We start from the raw sequence: 16,288 nt of genomic DNA, 5'->3' as shown, positions 1-16,288 counted from the left end.
AGCAGCGCAGGGCTCGTGGCTGCGCGCGCAGCGCGCTTCGTCAACTGACTCGTCGCGGCTGTCTGAGCGCAGTGAGCAAAGCGAACGCAGCGAGTTCCGCGACGCAGCCACGAGCCCGAGCAGCACAGCGCAGTCGGCCCAACGGGCCGACCGCCGCACCGAAGCGAAGCCCGCCGCCCGCCCGCGGCTTTGCTCTCGCACAACGCCCGCAACGCACGCAATGCACGCAACGCAATATCAACACGAGCCGAAGGTCAGCAAGAACCGACCACAGAAGCCCTGTGCTTGGGCCGATCGAACGCAAGTCGGTCTCAGCCCCCCGCTCAGCCGATGCGCTGCGCCCAGTGCTCGGTCAAGGGCGAGTGCGCCTTCATCAGCCGCCGCTCGTTCAGCAGGTGCTTCGCCAAGCGGCGCTGCCCGCTGCGAATGGTCGCGTCGAGCAGCGTCTGATCGATGAGGTCGCGCTGGGCGTGGCTGCCGCCGAAGCGGTGACAGGTCTCGCGCGCCGGCCACAGGATCTCGACCGCCTCGGCATGCCGCTCGTTCGCATGGGCCAGCAGGCCGCACAGCAGCGGCACGCCGACTTCGCGGGCCATCATGCCCGGCGTCGAGCGATCGAGGCTGCGCCGCTGCACGGCGGCGAGCAGTTCCTCGGCGGCCTGCAGCCGGCCGGCGCCGATCTGCGCCAGCGCCGCGTGCACGTCGTTGAAGCAGTAGTGGCCCGCCTCCGTCGGCTGCGCCGCCCAGCCGTCGGCGATCGCCTCCCAGCGCGCCCCGGCATCCACGCCGAGCAGGCGAAGCCGCCACAGCAGCGCCGTGATATCGATCCGCTGCAGCGCCACCTCGGCACCCGGCGTCACGCGCTCGTCGAGCAGGGCCAGCGCGCCGGCCGTGTCGAGGCGCTCGAGCCGGAACAGGGCGAGGTGCCACCAGTTGTGATACGCGAACCCGTTGTCGGGCGCCCAGTCGCCGCTGCGCGACTGAAGCCAGTCGGCGCCGCGCTCGTACTGCCCCTGCATCTCGTGTACATGCGTGACCGCGTGCACGGCCCAGGGGTCGCGGCGCTCGATCGCGAGCGCGGCCTGGCCGGTTTCCTGCGCCAGCGCGTAGTGGTTGTTTTCTTCCAGGCCGAAGGCGTGCATGCCCAGCACGTAGCTGTACAGCGGCGCCGAGGCCGACCACTCGGGCAACACGCGCGTCACGCGGCGCTGCAGATTGCGCGCGTCCCCGCGGAAGAAGTCGAACAGGTGCGCCGTGCCGAGCGCCACCAGATCCTGCGGGTGATCGACGAGGATGCGCTCCCAGGCGTCGCAGGCCTCGGCCCACTGTCCTGCCAGGCAAAGCCCGGTGGCGCCGATGTGGGCGCGCTCGCGCTCGTTGGCACCTCCTGCGAGCGCCTTCGCCTGCTCGAAGCTGGCCTGCGCCAGCCCGGTGAAACCGTGCTCGTTCACCGTCAGCAGCGCGTTGGCCTTCATCAAGTGCGCAAGCGCCCATTGCGGGTCGGCCGCGATGGCGTCGTCGAGCGGCGCCATCGCGTCGCCGTAGTACGACACCAGGATCCACTGTGCGCGCTCCGCGCTGTCGATCGCTGCCTGCGAGCGCGTTGAAACGGGGCAGCCACGGGCGTCAAACCGTGCGCTGAGCCGGGGCTGGGCCTGGGCAGCTGCGGCTTCGGGCTCGGCCAGGGTGGTGTCGGTGTTCATCGAAGTCTCCGGGACGTGAGGTGAAAGGAAGGCGCGCAGCATAGGCAGCGTGCGTCCTTTCTTCGTCCCGTGCCCCGCCTGCAGGCGAAAGCGGCAACCCGGCGTGCGGACTACCCCTCGACGCGCAGCCCCACCGCCCCGGCTTCCACGCGGCCCACCACCGCGGCTTGCGCGAAGCCATCGGCCCGGAAGATGCGCAGCACTTCATCCACGCTCTGCGGATCGCAGCTCACCAGCAACCCGCCCGAGGTCTGCGGATCGCTGAGCAGGTGCTGCGCCGTGCCCGGCAGCTCCGCGGCCAAGCTGACTTCGGCCCCGTAACCCGCCCAATTGCGCCCCGACGCGCCGGTGACGAAACCGTCGGCCGCCATCGTGGCAACGCCGGCCATGAGCGGCACTTTCGGCCACTCGATGACGATCCTCGCCTTCGCGCCGCGCGCGAGTTCGAGTGCGTGGCCGGCGAGGCCGAAGCCGGTGATGTCGGTGATGGCATGCACGCCGGGCAACTCGGCCAGAGGCACGCCGGGCTTGTTGAGCTTCGTGGTCGTGGCGATCAATTGCGCATAGCCGGCCGCATCGAGCTTGCCTTTCTTCAGCGCCGCCGACAGCACGCCCACGCCCAGCGGCTTGCCGAGGATGAGCACGTCGCCCGGCTTCGCGTCGGCATTGCGGCGCACCTTGTCCGGGTGCACCAGGCCCATCACCACCAGGCCGTAGATGGGTTCGACCGAATCGATGGTGTGGCCGCCGGCGATGGGGATGCCCGCCTCGCGGCAGACCGACTCGCCGCCCTTGATGATCTGCCCGATCACTTCCACCGGCAACTGGTTGATCGGCATCGCCACCAGCGCCAGCGCCATGATCGGCTTGCCGCCCATGGCGTAAACATCGCTGATCGCGTTGGTGGCGGCGATGCGGCCGAAGTCGAAGGGATCATCGACGATCGGCATGAAGAAATCGGTCGTCGCGATGAGCGCCTGCTCGTCGTTGAGCTTGTAGACCGCGGCATCGTCGGCCGTCTCGATGCCCACCATCAGCTCAGGCGGAATGAACCCGCCGGCGCTGTTGCGCAAGATCTCCGACAGCACGCCGGGCGCGATCTTGCAGCCGCAGCCGCCGCCGTGCGAGAAGCTGGTGAGGCGCAGCGGTGTGGCCGGTGAAGTGGCGCTGGCGGTGGTGTCGTTCATGGTGAGAATTCCTGGCGATGCAAAGCGGTTTTCATTGTGTCAGCAGGCCGGCCGGAGCATGGGCCGAGCCGTGCAAAAGCAGTTCGCGCAACAGGGTGCGAACGGCAGCGGACTCCACGGCCGGCGCGAAGCGCGGCTCGAGCGCGGAGCATTGCACCTGCAGGTGCGCGGCGAATTCGGCATCGCTCGCAAAGCGTTGCATCAGCGCCGACAGCGCCTGCGCATCGCCCAACGGGAAGTACCCGTCGTAGTCGCTCCCGAGCAGGCCCACGTTGCCGTCGATGCGGCTGGCCAGCACGGGCACGCGCGAGCGCAGCGCCTCGATGACGACGTTGGCGCCGCCTTCCATGCGGCTCATGTGCACGAGACCGCGCGAGCGCGCGATCCAGCGCCGCGTCGCCGCATGCGCCAGACCCCCCAGCCAGCGGTAGGCGGCGCATTCGGCGGCGCAGCGCTCGGCGGCGGCTTTCAGATCCGCGTCGAGCGCATTGCCGATGTGGTGGATGCGGACGTTTGTTTCCGCCGGCAGCAGGCGTACGGCGCGCATCAGCGTGAGCGGGTCCTTCTCTTCGCGCAGGTGGCCCACGGCCACCAGATCGAAGCGCCTGCAGGCGCGGTCGTGGCGGATCAGCCGCGGCGCCGACTGCACGATCACCCGCGCCTTGGCTTGCGCACCGGGGGCGAGCCGGTGCAGCCCCTCGTCCTGCAGCACGACAAGGTGGCTGGCACACTCGACCGAATGCTGCGCCACTGCCTCCGACGCCAGATCCCGGTACAGATCGGTGCCGGTCAGCACCAGCGCCAGCGGCCTTTGGGGGTGCCGCTCGGCAAAGCACTCGATCGACTCGGCCGAGCGCCGCGCATGCAGCGCGATCAACGCGTCGGCCGGCGCACCGTCCCAGCGCTGAACGATGCACACCTCGGCCAGCGGCGCCAGAAAACGCTGCCAGCGCAGGGCCGTATGCCAGTTGCCGTTGTTCGCGCCCGCCGCGGCCGGCGAGACGATGCACACACGAGGCTTGCCCATGCCGCCATGTTGGCATGGCCGGGCGCTGCGCCATGACGTCGATCGCTAATCCGCGCCGGCTCGCCGGCAATGCGCTTGCGCAGGCGCTGCGCGAAAGCCGCGCACGCACCCACGCCCTGACCGGCGACCTCAGCGACGCGCAATGGCAGGTGCCGCGCCGGCCCGGCATCAACCCCATCGCCTGGGAGCTGGCGCACCTGGCCTGGTTCGCCGAGTTCTGGGTGCTGCGCGGGCCGCACCGAATCGACGGCGAGGGGCACGTTCGCGCCGAGCAGCCGGCGCGCCATACGGGGCCCGATGCGCTGCTCGATTCGAGCCGGCTGCCGCACAAGGAACGCTGGGCTGCGCCACTGCCCACGCGGGCGCAGGTCGTGGCGATGCTCGATGCACAGCTCGACGCCTGCCTGGCGGCGCTGCCGCAGGCCGACGGTGATGGCGACGGTGATGGCGACGGCGACGGCGACGGCGATGGCGATGGCGACGACGAGCGCCTCTACTTTCACCGCCTGGCGCTGTTCCACGAAGACATGCACGGCGAGGCATTGACCTGGCTGCGCCAGTCGCTGGGCTACGCGCCGCCGGCGGGATCGGCGTTGCCGCGCCATGCGCCGCGGTCGCCGGTTCATGTGCCGGGAGGCGAGCTGTGCATCGGCTGGCCCGCGGGCCGGCGCGGCTTCGCATTCGACAACGAGTTGCCCCGGCGAAGCATGCACCTGGCCGACTTCGAAATCGATGCAGCGCCGCTCACGGCCGGGCAGTTCCTGCGTTTCGTCGAGGCCGGCGGCTACGACCAGCCGGCGTTGTGGCCCGGCGACGCCGGCCGCTGGCGCACCGAGGCCGGGCGTGATCGTCCCGAGCGGTGGCGCCGCAGCCCCCAGGCCGGCGGCCTCACCGGTTGGGAGCATCGTTGGTTCGATCGCTGGCTGCCGCTCGACCCGGCTCGAGCGGTCACCCACATCAACGCCTGGGAGGCCGAGGCCTATTGCCGCTGGGCCGGGCGCCGGTTGCCGAGCGCGGCCGAATGGGAGCATGCGGCGATCGGCGCGGCGCCTGCCCAGCCGGACGGCTCGGGCGCGAACTCGGGCCCGGCCGACGCACGCTTCTTCTGGGGCAACAGCGTCTGGGAATGGACGAGCGATGCCTTCGTCCCCTATCCGGGATTCACGCCCGGGCCTTATCGCGAATACTCTGCCCCCTGGTTCGGCACGCACCGCGAGTTGCGCGGCGGCGCCTTTGCCACGCACCGCCGCTTACACGATCCGCGCTACCGAAATTTCTTCCTGCCCGAGCGCACGGACCTCTTCACCGGCTTTCGCACTGCCGCCCTGTGAAGCGGACGCACGGCGCCCGTTTCGCCATCCCTTTTCTTCCCAACGACGCCAGGCCATGAAAAAAAGATCGCTCCTCGCCGCCCTGCTTTCGGTGGCCCTGCTGCTCGGCGCTGCCCCGGCCTCGGCGCAAACCACCGTGCTGCGCGTCTCCGCCATCCCTGATGAAGCGCCCACCGAGCTGCAGCGCAAGTTCAAGCCGCTGGGCGATTACCTGCAGAAGAAGACCGGCCTGACGGTGCAATTCACGCCGGTGACCGACTACGCCGCCGTGGTCGAAGGCCTGGCCAACAACAAGATCGATCTCGCCTGGCTCGGCGGCTTCACCTTCGTGCAGGCCAAGCTGCGCACCGACGGCAAGGCGCTGCCGATCGTGCAGCGCGCAGAAGACGAAAAATTCACCAGCAAGTTCATCGTGCCGGCGGCGAGCCCCATCAAGAGCCTGGCCGATCTGAAAGGCAAGACCTTCGCGTTCGGCTCGCCGTCATCGACCTCGGGCCATCTGATGCCGCGCTACTTCCTCATCCGCGACGGCATCGAGCCCGACCGTGACTTCAAGGCCGTCGCCTTCTCGGGCGCACACGACGCGACCGTCGCCTTCGTCGCCGCCGGCCGTGCGGAGGCCGGCGTGCTCAATGCCTCGGTGATGGACAAGCTGGCCGAGAGCGGCAATCCGAACGCCGCCAAGGTGCGCGTACTCGCCACCACGCCGCCCTACTACGACTACAACTGGACGGTGCGCCCGGGCCTGGACGCTGCCCTCACGAAGAAGCTGACCCAGGCTTTCCTCGAGCTCGATCCGGCCAACCCGGAGCACAAGGAAATCCTGGATCTGCAACGGGCCTCGAAGTTCATTCCCACCCAGGCGTCGAACTACGACGGCATCGAAGCCGCGGCGGTGGCGGCCGGGCTGATCAAGCCTTGAGGACGCCGCGGTCGGAGCGCGCACGATGAGCTTCGCGCTGGAGAGCGTCGGCCTGGTTCATCCCAACGGCCAGCGAGCGCTCAGGGCCGTGAGCCTGAGCGCCGCTTCCGGCGAACGGCTGGCGGTCATCGGCCCGTCTGGCGCCGGCAAGACCACGCTGCTGCGCGTGCTGGCCACCGCGTTGCGGCCGGGCGAGGGCCGCGCGCTGAGTCTGAGCGCCAACCCGTGGCAACTCTCGGCCGCGGCGCTGCGCAAGCTGCGCGCACGCATCGGCGTCGTCCACCAGGCACCGCCGATCCCGCCGCGGCTGCGGGTCGTGACCGCCGTGCTGGCCGGGCGGCTCGGGGGCTGGAGCACCGGCAGGGCGCTGGCCTCGCTGCTCTACCCCGTCGATATCGCCGGTGCGCGCGAAGCACTGGCCCGTCTCGACATGGCCGATCGCCTGTTCGACCGCTGCGACCGCCTCTCCGGCGGGCAGCTGCAGCGCGTGGGCATCGCGCGCGTGCTCTACCAGGCGCCCGAGCTGCTGCTGGCCGACGAGCCGGTCTCGGCGCTCGACCCGGCGCTGGCCGATGCCGCCGTGGGGCAGTTGATCGCGCACAGTCAAACGCAGGGCGCAACGCTGGTCGCGTCGCTGCACGCCGTGGACCTGGCGCTGAAATGGTTCCCGCGCATCGTGGGCATGCGCGTGGGCGAGGTGGTCTTCGACAAGCCGGCCGAGCACGTCACGCGTGCCATGCTGCAGGAGCTGTACGCGACCGAAGGCGCGGTGCTGCCGACACAGGGCAACGACCCGATGGCGCTCGAGCCCTGGTGCTCGGGCGGTGCCGCAGCCCCCGGCGATAGTGGGGCCACGCTGCCTGGCGGCGCAATTCGCAGCGATGCCTTGCAACCGGGCGGCGCAACCGACGGCGATGCCTCTCAGCCGGGCGGTTCAACCCGCAGCAATGCCGCCTTGCAGCCGGGCGGCGCAACCGGCAGCGACGCCTCGCAGCGGCCCGGTGCACGCGTGCTGCCGCTCACCCGCCCCGGCTGCCGATGAGCTTTGATGTGCCTTGCGCGATAAGCCGCCCGTGCGAGGAGCCCGCAGCGTGCTTCGGGTGCGCGCTGCCGTCCGAATGCCGCCGCTCCATGCTGGCCGGCGACGGTCGGCGAGCCCACCGATGACAGCCGCCCTGACCGCGTCGCCGCCCTCGCGCGATCCGCGGGCGCGCGGCCGTGCCACCGGACTCGTCATCGCGCTGCTCATCCTGTGGCCGATGCTGCAGTTGGCGCAGTTCCGCCCGCTTGCCCTGTTCGAGGCCGGCAACCTGCACGCGATGGGCTATTTTCTGTCGGCCTTTCTGCCGCCCGCGACGTCGGGCGAGTTCCTGGCGCTGCTGCTACGGGCCACGCTGGAAACGCTGGCCATGGCCACCGCCGGCATCGCCTTGGCCTTCGTGCTGGCTGCGCCGCTCGCCTTCGTGATGACGCAAGCCCTGTCCGTCTCGCGCATCGGGCCGGGACGCGGGCGCTGGCACGGGCAGGTGCTGCGCGCTCTCGCGCGGGCTGCGACGCTGGTGCTGCGCGCGATTCCCGAAGTGGTGTGGGCACTGATCTTCGTGCGCGCGCTCGGCCTCGGGCCGGCGGCCGGCGTGCTGGCCCTGGCCATCACCTACGGCGGCATGCTCGGCAAGGTCTATGCCGAGATCCTGGAATCGGGCGACACGCGCCCGGCACGCGCCCTCCTCGAAGCCGGCAGCGGCCGCCTGCAGGCGCTGTGCTATGGCCTCGTTCCGGGCGCCGCGCAGGAGTTGGCCTCCTACACCGTCTACCGCTGGGAATGCGCAGTGCGCGCCTCGGTGGTCATGGGCTTCGTGGGCGCCGGCGGTCTGGGCCAGTTGATGGACCAGTCGATGAAGATGCTCGACGGCGGCGAGGCCAGCACCATCCTGCTCACCTTCTTGCTGCTGGTGCTGCTGGCCGATGCGCTCAGCGCCGCCTTGCGACGGCTGCTGGCATGACACGCCGCCGAACGGGCCGCCATGAAGCCGAGCCGTCTCGCGGCGCGAGCGTGTTCTCCCGCTCACGGCAGAAGACCGTCATGCCGGAGAAGACGACGGCGCGGGCATCGGCCGTGTTGGCTCCTTCTCCCGCGAGCGGGAGAAGGCGGGGGATGAGGGCGCCGCCCGCCGCGCGCTGAGGCCACCCATATGAGCACTGCCGACGTCGACCCCACCGACCGCGCAGAAGCCGCCGGGCCCTGCCTGACTTGCGTGGCCGTCGCGCTGCTGCTCGCCGCGGCCATCGTCGCGAGCTTCGTCTATCTCGCCATCGACTACCGCGCGCTGTTCACTGCCGAGTCGCTGCGGCTGATGGGCCGCTTCATCGCCGAGTTCTTCCCGCCCGATCTGTCCGCGCCTTTCGTCGCGAAAGCGGCCTGGGCCGCCCTCGAAACGCTGGCCGTCTCCGCCCTCGGCACCTTGCTCGCCGCGCTGGCCGGTGGCCTTCTCGCGCTGCCCGCCGCGGGTCGCCTGGGTTCCACCTTGCGTCAGGCGGCGCGCTTCGTGTTGAACCTGCTGCGCAGCGTGCCCGAACTCGTTTGGGCCGCGCTGATGGTTCTGGCCGCCGGCCTGGGGCCCTTTGCCGGTGCGCTGGCACTGGCGCTGCACACCACGGGTGTGCTCGGCCGCCTGTTTGCCGAAACCTTGGAGAACGTGCCGAACGAGCCCGAGCGCGCGCTCGTCGAGGCCGGCGGCGGCACGGTCGCCGCCTTCGCCTACGGCAGCCTGCCCCTCGTCGTGCCGCAGTGCCTGGCCTACACGCTGTATCGCTGGGAGATGAACATCCGCATGGCCGCCGTACTGGGTTTCGTCGGGGCCGGCGGGCTCGGCCAGATGCTGTACTTCCACCTGTCGATCTTTCAGCAGGCCCAGGCCGCCACGGTGCTGATCGCCATGTTCGTGCTGGTCTTCGGGGTCGATGCCGCCAGCGCCCGGCTGCGGCGGGGCCTCGCGCCGGCTTACGCCTGAGTCAAGGCCGGGGAACCCTGCGGCGGCAGGCGTATCCCACCTCACCGGAGCGCCGCCCCACGGACAGGAACCCGGCGGTACGGAGTCGCAAGCCTCGAAGGCTGAAAGCTTTCGGCCCCCCGCGCGACCAACGGACAGCGAGGCCAACCAGGAGCCCTTCTCATGACCCGACGCCATCTTCTCAGCCTGCTCGCCGCCCTCGGGCTGGCACAGCGCAGCACGGCCGCCCCGGAGCCCAAGGCCGCTCCTGCGGCCAGCAACATCGAGCCGCTGAAACTTACCGACGCCCAGTGGAAACAGCGGCTGACGCCGGCGCAGTACGACGTGCTACGCAAGGAAGGTACCGAGCGCGCCGGCACCAGCCCGCTCAATGCCGAGAAGCGCAAGGGCCGCTACCACTGCGCCGGCTGCGACCTGCCGCTGTTCAGCTCCGAGACCAAGTACGAAAGCGGCACCGGCTGGCCGAGCTTTTATGCCCCGCTGGCGGGCGCGTTCGAGTACGAAAGGGACTTCAAGCTGTTCCTCCCGCGCACCGAATACCACTGCGTGCGCTGCGGCGGCCACCACGGCCATCGCTTCAACGATGGCCCGCAGCCGACCGGCAAGCGCTATTGCAACAACGGCGTGGCGCTCAAGTTCGTGCCGGAGCCGCAAGCATGAGGACCACCCTGATGAGACGCGCCCTACTTGTTCATGCCGCGCTGGCCGCAGGCTTGCTCATCGGTCTGACGCCCGCCGTGCACGCGCAGGCCGCTTCGGCACCCGCGGCCAGCAACACCGCCAAGGCCACCTTCGCCGGCGGCTGCTTCTGGTGCGTGGAGTCGGACTTCGACAAGGTGGAAGGCGTGCTCTCCACCACCTCGGGCTACATCGGCGGCAAGACGACGAAGCCGACCTACGAACAGGTATCGACCAACCGGACCGGCCACGCCGAGGCCGTCGAGATTGCCTTCGATCCCGCCAAGGTGAGCTACGAGCAACTGCTCGAACACTACTGGCGCAGCATCGACCCCACGGTCAAGGATCGGCAGTTCTGCGACGTCGGCCATTCCTACCGCACGGCGATCTTCACGCACGGCCCCGCGCAAGCCCAGGCGGCGCAGGCCTCGAAGGAGGCGCTGCAGAAGAACAAGCCGTTCAAGGAGCCGATCGTGACCGAGATCGTGCCCGCCACGGCTTTCTACCCGGCCGAGACCTATCACCAGGACTACTACACCAAGAACCCGGTGCGCTACCGCTACTACCGCACGAGCTGTGGGCGCGACGCGCGGCTGAAGCAGTTGTGGGGCGATCAGGCGGTGCAGCACTGAGGGGCTGCAACTTGCAGGGGCGCGGCCTGCACCGCCGCACTCCTGCAAGGCTGGCCTGCCCGGCAGGACTCGAACCTGCGACCCCCAGCTTAGAAGGCTGGTGCTCTATCCAGTTGAGCTACGGGCAGTGAGCGGCTGACGGAAAAGGTGGTCGGGGCGGCGGGATTCGAACTCGCGACCTATTGCTCCCAAAGCAATTGCGCTACCAGGCTGCGCTACGCCCCGACGAAGCCTGGATTGTAGTCAGCACGCGTCGCCCAAGCCGGCGATTTCCCCGGCGGGCCGCATCCACGGCTACCCCACAGAGCGGCTCGCGGGCGTCTTGGCGCAGCGGCCCTCGCGCCGGGCGGCACCGACTGGCGAGTGCTTCAGCTCTCCAGTTGCGCCCACGCCTTGTCGAGCCGCTTGGCGCTCACCGGCTGTGGCGTGCGCAGTTCCTGAGCGAACAGGCTGATGCGCAATTCCTCCAGCAGCCATCGAAACTCGTCGAGCCGCGGATCGGGCGCGCCGCGCCGCTCGGCGACGCGCTTCAGATAGCGCTGCTCGAGCGGCCTCAGTTCGGCCAGGCGCTGCGCATCGCGCGCCGGGTCGGCCCGCCACTTGTCCAGGCGCAATGTCACGCCCTTCAGGTAGCGCGGCAGGTGCTGCAGCGCGAGCCACGGCGTACGGGCGAGGAACTGTTTGGGCACGAGGCGCGCGAGCTGTGCGCTCACGTCGTCGACGACTTCCTTCGCGGGCCGCGCATCCTTGAGCTTGCGAAGGGCGACCGCGTGCTCGGTCAGCACGGTGGCGGCCTGCCGTGCCACCTCCTGGGCGATCAGGTTGAGCCGGCTGCGGCCTTCGTCGATGCGCTTCGCGAAGGCCTGGGCATCCATGGGCAGCGGCTCGGCCATGAAGGCGCGCTCCAGCGCGACCTCGATGATCTGCGTGCGCAATTCTTCGACGCTGCCGCCGAGCTGCATGTAGGCCGCTGCCATGCGCGTGAGATCAGGAATGTTCTTCTCGAGGTACTTGAGCGGCTCCTTGAGCTGCAGCGCGATCAGGCGGCGCAGGCCGGCGCGGTGCTTGGCGGCAGCAACGCCAGGCTCGTCGAAGACTTCGATCTCGACGTGCGTGCCGCGGTCGATGAGGGCCGGGAAGCCGATAAGGCTCTGCGCGCCGCGGCGGATTTCCATCAGCTCGGGGAGTTCGCCGAAGGTCCAGGTGGTGTAGGTCGCCGATGCGGCTATGCCCGGACCCTCACCCCGGCCCTCTCCCGCAAGCGGGAGAGGGGGCAATTCATTCCCGCGTATATGAGGCTCCGATGCCTTTCCCTGGGCAGGAGAAAGCGGCTTGCTTGCACTCCCTTTCGTAGGAAATAGTGGCTGAGTTCCCTTCCCGCGTGCAGGAAAAGGTGAATTGCTCCCTTTCCCGCTTGCGGGAGAGGGCTGGGGTGAGGGCCGCTCGGCCTCCACCGACACCCCGACCTTCAAGCCCGCCAAGGCCTGAAACGCCGACCGCGCCTGCGCGCCCAACTCCGCCTTGAGCGTCGGCAGATGCCGCCCGCTGCCGAGCTGCCGGCCGTGTTCGCCATCGACGCGAAAGTTCATGAACAGGTGCGGCGCCAGCGTCTCGAGCTTGAAGTCGTTGCGCTGCACGGCAAGCTGCGTGCGTTCGCGCACCGCCTTCAAGAGGGCATCGACCAGCCCGCCCTGCGCGAACGGCGTCGCTTCGACGAACTCCGCCGCGAACTCCGGCAGCGGCACCAGCCGCGAGCGTGGCCGCTGGTGCAGGCTCTTGACGAGCGCCAGCACCTTGTCCTTGAGCAGTCCCGGCACGAGCCATTCGCAGCGCTCCTCGCTCATCTGATTGAGCGCGTAGATCGGCACGGTGACGGTCAGGCCGTCCTTCGGGTCGCCCGGCTCGTGCAGGTAGGTCGCCATGCAGTCGATGCCGCCCAGGCGAATCGTCTTCGGGAAGGCCGCGGTGGTGATGCCGGCAGCCTCGTGGCGCATCAGTTCTTCGCGCGTCAGGTGCAGCAGCCGCGGCTGGCACTTCGCCTCCTCGCGATACCAGCGCTCGAAATCAGTGCCGCCCGCCACGTCGGCCGGCAACTGGCTGTCGTAGAAGGCGAAGATCAACTCGTCGTCGACCAGCACGTCCTGCCGGCGCGACTTGTGCTCCAGCTCCTCGACCTCGCGGATCATCTTGCGGTTGTGCGTCAGGAAGGGCAGCTTCGTGTCCCATTCGCCCTGCACCAGCGCTTCGCGGATGAAGATCTCACGCGCAGCGGCCGGATCGATCTTCGCGAAGTTGACGCGCCGGTTGCTGTAGACCACCAGGCCGTAGAGCGTCGCGCGCTCCAGTGCCACGACCTCGGCCGCCTTCTTCTCCCAATGCGGCTCTAGCAGTTGCGTCTTGAGCAGATGGCCGGCCACGCCGGGTATCCACTGCGGCTCGATCGCGGCCAGCGAGCGGCCGAACAGCCGCGTCGTCTCAACCAGCTCGGCGGTGATCAACCAGCGGCCCGGCTTCTTGCTCAGGTGCGCGCCCGGGTGGCGCCAAAACTTGATGCCGCGCGCGCCGAGGTACCAGTCCTCGTCCTCGCTCTTGAGGCCGATGTTGCCGAGCAAGCCGGCGAGCATCGCCAGGTGAATCTGTTCGTAAGTCGCCGGGCTGGCGTTCAGCCGCCAGCCGTGCTCTGCAACCACGGTATGCAATTGCGAATGAATGTCGCGCCATTCCCGCACGCGGCGCGGCGAGATGAAATGCTCGCGCAGCCGTTGCTCCTGCTGTCGGTTGGAAAGCTTGTGCGGCGCCGCCTCCCGCTCGCTGCTGCCGTGGGACACGGTGGCTGGAGCGCCCGATACAGCCCCTGCTGCTCGCGTGCCGCCCCGCATTGCTCCCTCTGCTCGCGCACGGCCCGACATTGCTCCCTCTCCCTCTCCCACTCGTGGGAGAGGGTTGGGGTGAGGGTGCGCCGCGACCCCCCTGCCCTCTCCCGCCCGCGAGGAAGGGTGAACACCGTCGTTTCCCGATGAGGCAGCATGCCCACGCCCCGCCTCGATCCACTTCCACAACTTCAGATAGCCCATGAACTCCGAGCGCTCATCGTCGAACAGCTTGTGCTTCTGGTCAGCCGCCTGCTGCTGTTCGAGCGGACGGTCGCGCACGTCCTGCACGCTGAGCGCGCTGGCGATGATGAGCACTTCACTGAGCGATTGGCGGTCGCGCGCGGCAAGGATCATGCGGCCCACCCGCGGGTCGAGCGGCAACCTCGCGAGTTCTTGGCCGACGGCGGTGAGCTCGTTCGCCTCGTCGATGGCGCCCAGCTCGCCGAGCAGCGCGTAGCCGTCGGCGATCGCCTTCTTCGGCGGCGGTTCGAGGAAGGGAAAGTCCTCGACCGTGCCGAGGTTCAGGGCCTTCATGCGCAGGATCACGCCGGCCAGCGAACTGCGCAGGATCTCCGGGTCGGTGAAGCGCGGGCGCGCGGCGAAATCGTCTTCGCCGTACAGGCGAATGCAGATGCCGTTGGCGACCCGCCCGCAGCGGCCGGCGCGCTGGTTGGCCGCCGCCTGGCTGATCGGCTCGACCTGCAACTGCTCGACCTTGTTGCGATAGCTGTAGCGCTTGACCCGCGCGGTGCCGGCATCCACGACATAGCGGATGCCGGGCACCGTGAGCGAGGTCTCGGCCACGTTGGTGGCCAGCACGATGCGCCGGCCGTTGCCGGCCTCGAAGACCTGGTCCTGCTCCTGCTGAGACAGGCGGGCGAACAGCGGCAGGATCTCCGGCTGCGGGCCGCCGCGGTGCTGTTGCAACAGGTGCTTGCGCAGATGGTCGGCGGCCTCGCGGATCTCCCGCTCGCCGGGCAGGAACACCAGCACGTCGCCGGAACCCTCGCGCCACAACTCATCGACCGCATCGGCGATCGCGTCGTTCAGGTCGCGATCGTCGCCGCTGCGGCGCGTCTCCTCGAACGGCCGCCAGCGCTGCTCGACCGGGAAGAGGCGCCCCGACACCTGGATCACCGGCGCAGGCAGGTCTCCCGCTGCGAAGTGCCTGGCGAAACGATCCGCGTCGATGGTCGCCGAGGTGACGATGATCTTCAGGTCGGGCCGGCGCGGCAGGATCTGGCGCAGGTGGCCGAGCAGGAAATCGATGTTGAGGCTGCGCTCGTGGGCCTCGTCGATGATGAGCGTGTCGTAGGCGCGCAGCAGCGGGTCGGTCTGCGTCTCGGCGAGCAGGATGCCGTCGGTCATGAGCTTGATCGACGCACCCGGCGTGAGCCGGTCCTGGAAGCGCACCTTGTAGCCGACCACCGCGCCGAGCGGCGTGTTCAGCTCCTCGGCAATGCGCTTGGCGACCGAGCTCGCGGCGATGCGGCGCGGCTGCGTGTGGCCTATCCATTGCGCGCGAGCGCCGGGCGCCGAGCCGCCAGGAACGCGGCCCACCGCATTGGCCTTGCCGCGTCCGAGCGCCAGCATCAGTTTGGGCAACTGCGTGGTCTTGCCCGAACCCGTCTCGCCGCAGACGATGACGACCTGATGGGCGAGCACCGCCTGCGCGATGTCCTCGCGCCGGGCGGAGACCGGCAGCGATTCGGGAAAGGTGATGATGGGCAGCGCCGAGGCCGGCGGTGCGGAGCGCGGGGAAGTCGAATTCACGAGGGTCGTGATTATCGGGCGCCGTCTTGCAAGCGGCCGGTCGAGCGCTTGCGCGCAAAGCCATGCGGCACAATCGAAGCAGCTTGCAAAACCCCTCATGGACCTCGTCTTTCCGCACACCTTCGTTCCCTGGTTCCGCTCGGTAGCGCCCTACATCCACGCCTACCGCGGCAAGACTTTCGTGGTGGCGATGGCGGGCGAACTCATCGCCGCCGGCAAGCTCGATTCCTTCGTGCAGGACCTCTCGATCCTGCAGGCGATGGGCATCAAGATCGTGCTGGTGCACGGGTTTCGGCCGCAGGTGAGCGAGCAACTGCGCGCCAAGGGCCAACCGGAACGCTTCAGCCACGGCCTGCGCATCACCGACGCCGTGGCGCTCGACTGCGCGCAGGAAGCGGCGGGCCAGTTGCGCTTCGAGATCGAGGCCGCGTTTTCGCAGGGCCTGCCGAACACGCCGATGGCGAATGCAACGGTGCGGGTGATGTCGGGCAATTTCCTGACCGCGCGGCCGGTCGGCATCGTCGATGGCGTGAACTTCCAGCAAAGCGGACTGGTGCGCAAGGTCGATGGCGCTGCAATCCGCCGTGCCATCGACATCGGCGCCGTGGTGCTGCTCTCCCCATTCGGTTTTTCGCCCACCGGCGAGGCCTTCAACCTGACCATGGAAGACGTGGCGACCAGCACCGCGATCGCGCTGCAGGCCGACAAGCTGGTCTTCCTGACAGAGGTGCCGGGCATACGCGAGAACCAGCACGACGCCGACAGCCCCATCGACACCGAACTCGCCCTGGCCGATGCCGAGCGACTGCTGGCCGCCCTGCCCAACCCGGCCCAGCCGACGGACACCGCCTTTTATCTACAGCACTGCGTGAAGGCCTGCCGCGGCGGCGTGGAGCGCTCGCACATCCTGCCCTTCGCGGTGGAGGGTGCGCTGCTGATGGAGGTGTACACGCACGACGGCATCGGCACGATGGTGGTCGATGAAAAACTCGAGAGCCTGCGCGAAGCGACGGCCGACGACATCGGCGGCATCCTGCAGCTCATCGAGCCCTTCGAGCGCGACGGCACGCTGGTCAAGCGCGACCGCACCGAGATCGAGCGCGACATCGGCCACTACACCGTGATCGAACATGACGGCGTGATCTTCGGCT

General features: G+C 69.2%; 11 protein-coding genes, 2 tRNA genes and 1 pseudogene. 8 read left to right on the top strand and 6 right to left on the bottom strand.

Going from position 1 to position 16,288, the window contains the following annotated elements:
- Positions 1-323: 323 nt before the first annotated feature.
- From H0W40_RS15695 to senB, 3 genes are all read right to left on the bottom strand, one after another.
- The gene (locus H0W40_RS15695) at positions 324-1,703 is read right to left on the bottom strand and encodes a tetratricopeptide repeat protein (protein ID WP_292447969.1); all 1,380 of its coding nucleotides are present in this window, start codon (positions 1,701-1,703) and stop codon (positions 324-326) included.
- A 110-nt stretch (positions 1,704-1,813) separates the two neighbouring features.
- Entirely contained in the window at positions 1,814-2,890 is a 1,077-nt protein-coding gene (gene selD, locus H0W40_RS15690) for a selenide, water dikinase SelD (protein WP_292447968.1), read from the bottom strand.
- 31 nt (positions 2,891-2,921) lie between these two features.
- On the bottom strand, positions 2,922-3,917 hold the full coding sequence (senB, locus tag H0W40_RS15685) for a selenoneine biosynthesis selenosugar synthase SenB (RefSeq protein ID WP_292447967.1): 996 nt from the start codon (positions 3,915-3,917) through the stop codon (positions 2,922-2,924).
- A gap of 32 nt (positions 3,918-3,949) precedes the next feature.
- Here senB and senA point away from each other — a divergent pair, with 32 nt between their 5' ends.
- The 7 genes and pseudogenes from senA (at position 3,950) to msrA (ending at position 10,491) form a co-directional block, all read left to right on the top strand.
- Complete coding sequence (gene senA, locus H0W40_RS15680) at positions 3,950-5,248, top strand: selenoneine synthase SenA (protein ID WP_292447965.1); 1,299 nt, start codon at positions 3,950-3,952, stop codon at positions 5,246-5,248.
- 55 nt (positions 5,249-5,303) lie between these two features.
- Complete coding sequence (locus H0W40_RS15675) at positions 5,304-6,170, top strand: putative selenate ABC transporter substrate-binding protein (protein ID WP_292447962.1); 867 nt, start codon at positions 5,304-5,306, stop codon at positions 6,168-6,170.
- 25 nt (positions 6,171-6,195) lie between these two features.
- Positions 6,196-6,933 (top strand): annotated as a pseudogene (locus H0W40_RS15670) (phosphonate ABC transporter ATP-binding protein); the annotation flags it as partial.
- Positions 6,934-7,333: 400 nt separating this feature from the next.
- Positions 7,334-8,173 (top strand): ABC transporter permease, encoded by an 840-nt coding sequence (locus H0W40_RS15665; protein ID WP_292447960.1) that lies wholly within the window; start codon positions 7,334-7,336, stop codon positions 8,171-8,173.
- A gap of 189 nt (positions 8,174-8,362) precedes the next feature.
- Positions 8,363-9,181, top strand: coding sequence for a phosphonate ABC transporter, permease protein PhnE (phnE, locus tag H0W40_RS15660; protein ID WP_292447957.1), 819 nt, complete (start codon positions 8,363-8,365; stop codon positions 9,179-9,181).
- Positions 9,182-9,343: 162 nt separating this feature from the next.
- Positions 9,344-9,841 (top strand): peptide-methionine (R)-S-oxide reductase MsrB, encoded by a 498-nt coding sequence (gene msrB / locus H0W40_RS15655; protein ID WP_292447955.1) that lies wholly within the window; start codon positions 9,344-9,346, stop codon positions 9,839-9,841.
- An 11-nt stretch (positions 9,842-9,852) separates the two neighbouring features.
- Entirely contained in the window at positions 9,853-10,491 is a 639-nt protein-coding gene (gene msrA / locus H0W40_RS15650) for a peptide-methionine (S)-S-oxide reductase MsrA (RefSeq protein WP_292447952.1), read from the top strand.
- A 51-nt stretch (positions 10,492-10,542) separates the two neighbouring features.
- On the opposite strand, the gene H0W40_RS15645 is transcribed toward msrA, so the two are convergent.
- The 3 genes from H0W40_RS15645 to hrpA form a co-directional block, all read right to left on the bottom strand.
- A tRNA-Arg gene (locus H0W40_RS15645) sits at positions 10,543-10,619 on the bottom strand.
- A gap of 20 nt (positions 10,620-10,639) precedes the next feature.
- Positions 10,640-10,716 (bottom strand) — tRNA-Pro (locus H0W40_RS15640).
- Between the two features lie 143 nt (positions 10,717-10,859).
- Positions 10,860-15,137, bottom strand: a complete 4,278-nt coding sequence (gene hrpA / locus H0W40_RS15635; RefSeq protein ID WP_292447950.1) for an ATP-dependent RNA helicase HrpA — start codon at positions 15,135-15,137, stop codon at positions 10,860-10,862.
- Between the two features lie 97 nt (positions 15,138-15,234).
- Here hrpA and argA point away from each other — a divergent pair.
- On the top strand, positions 15,235-16,288 hold a 1,054-nt coding region (argA, locus tag H0W40_RS15630; RefSeq protein ID WP_292447948.1), incomplete at its 3' end, for an amino-acid N-acetyltransferase.

Source organism: Methylibium sp. (assembly GCF_013817345.1).
Classification (GTDB): domain Bacteria; phylum Pseudomonadota; class Gammaproteobacteria; order Burkholderiales; family Burkholderiaceae_C; genus Methylibium.
This window is presented reverse-complemented; position numbering and strand designations above follow the sequence as displayed.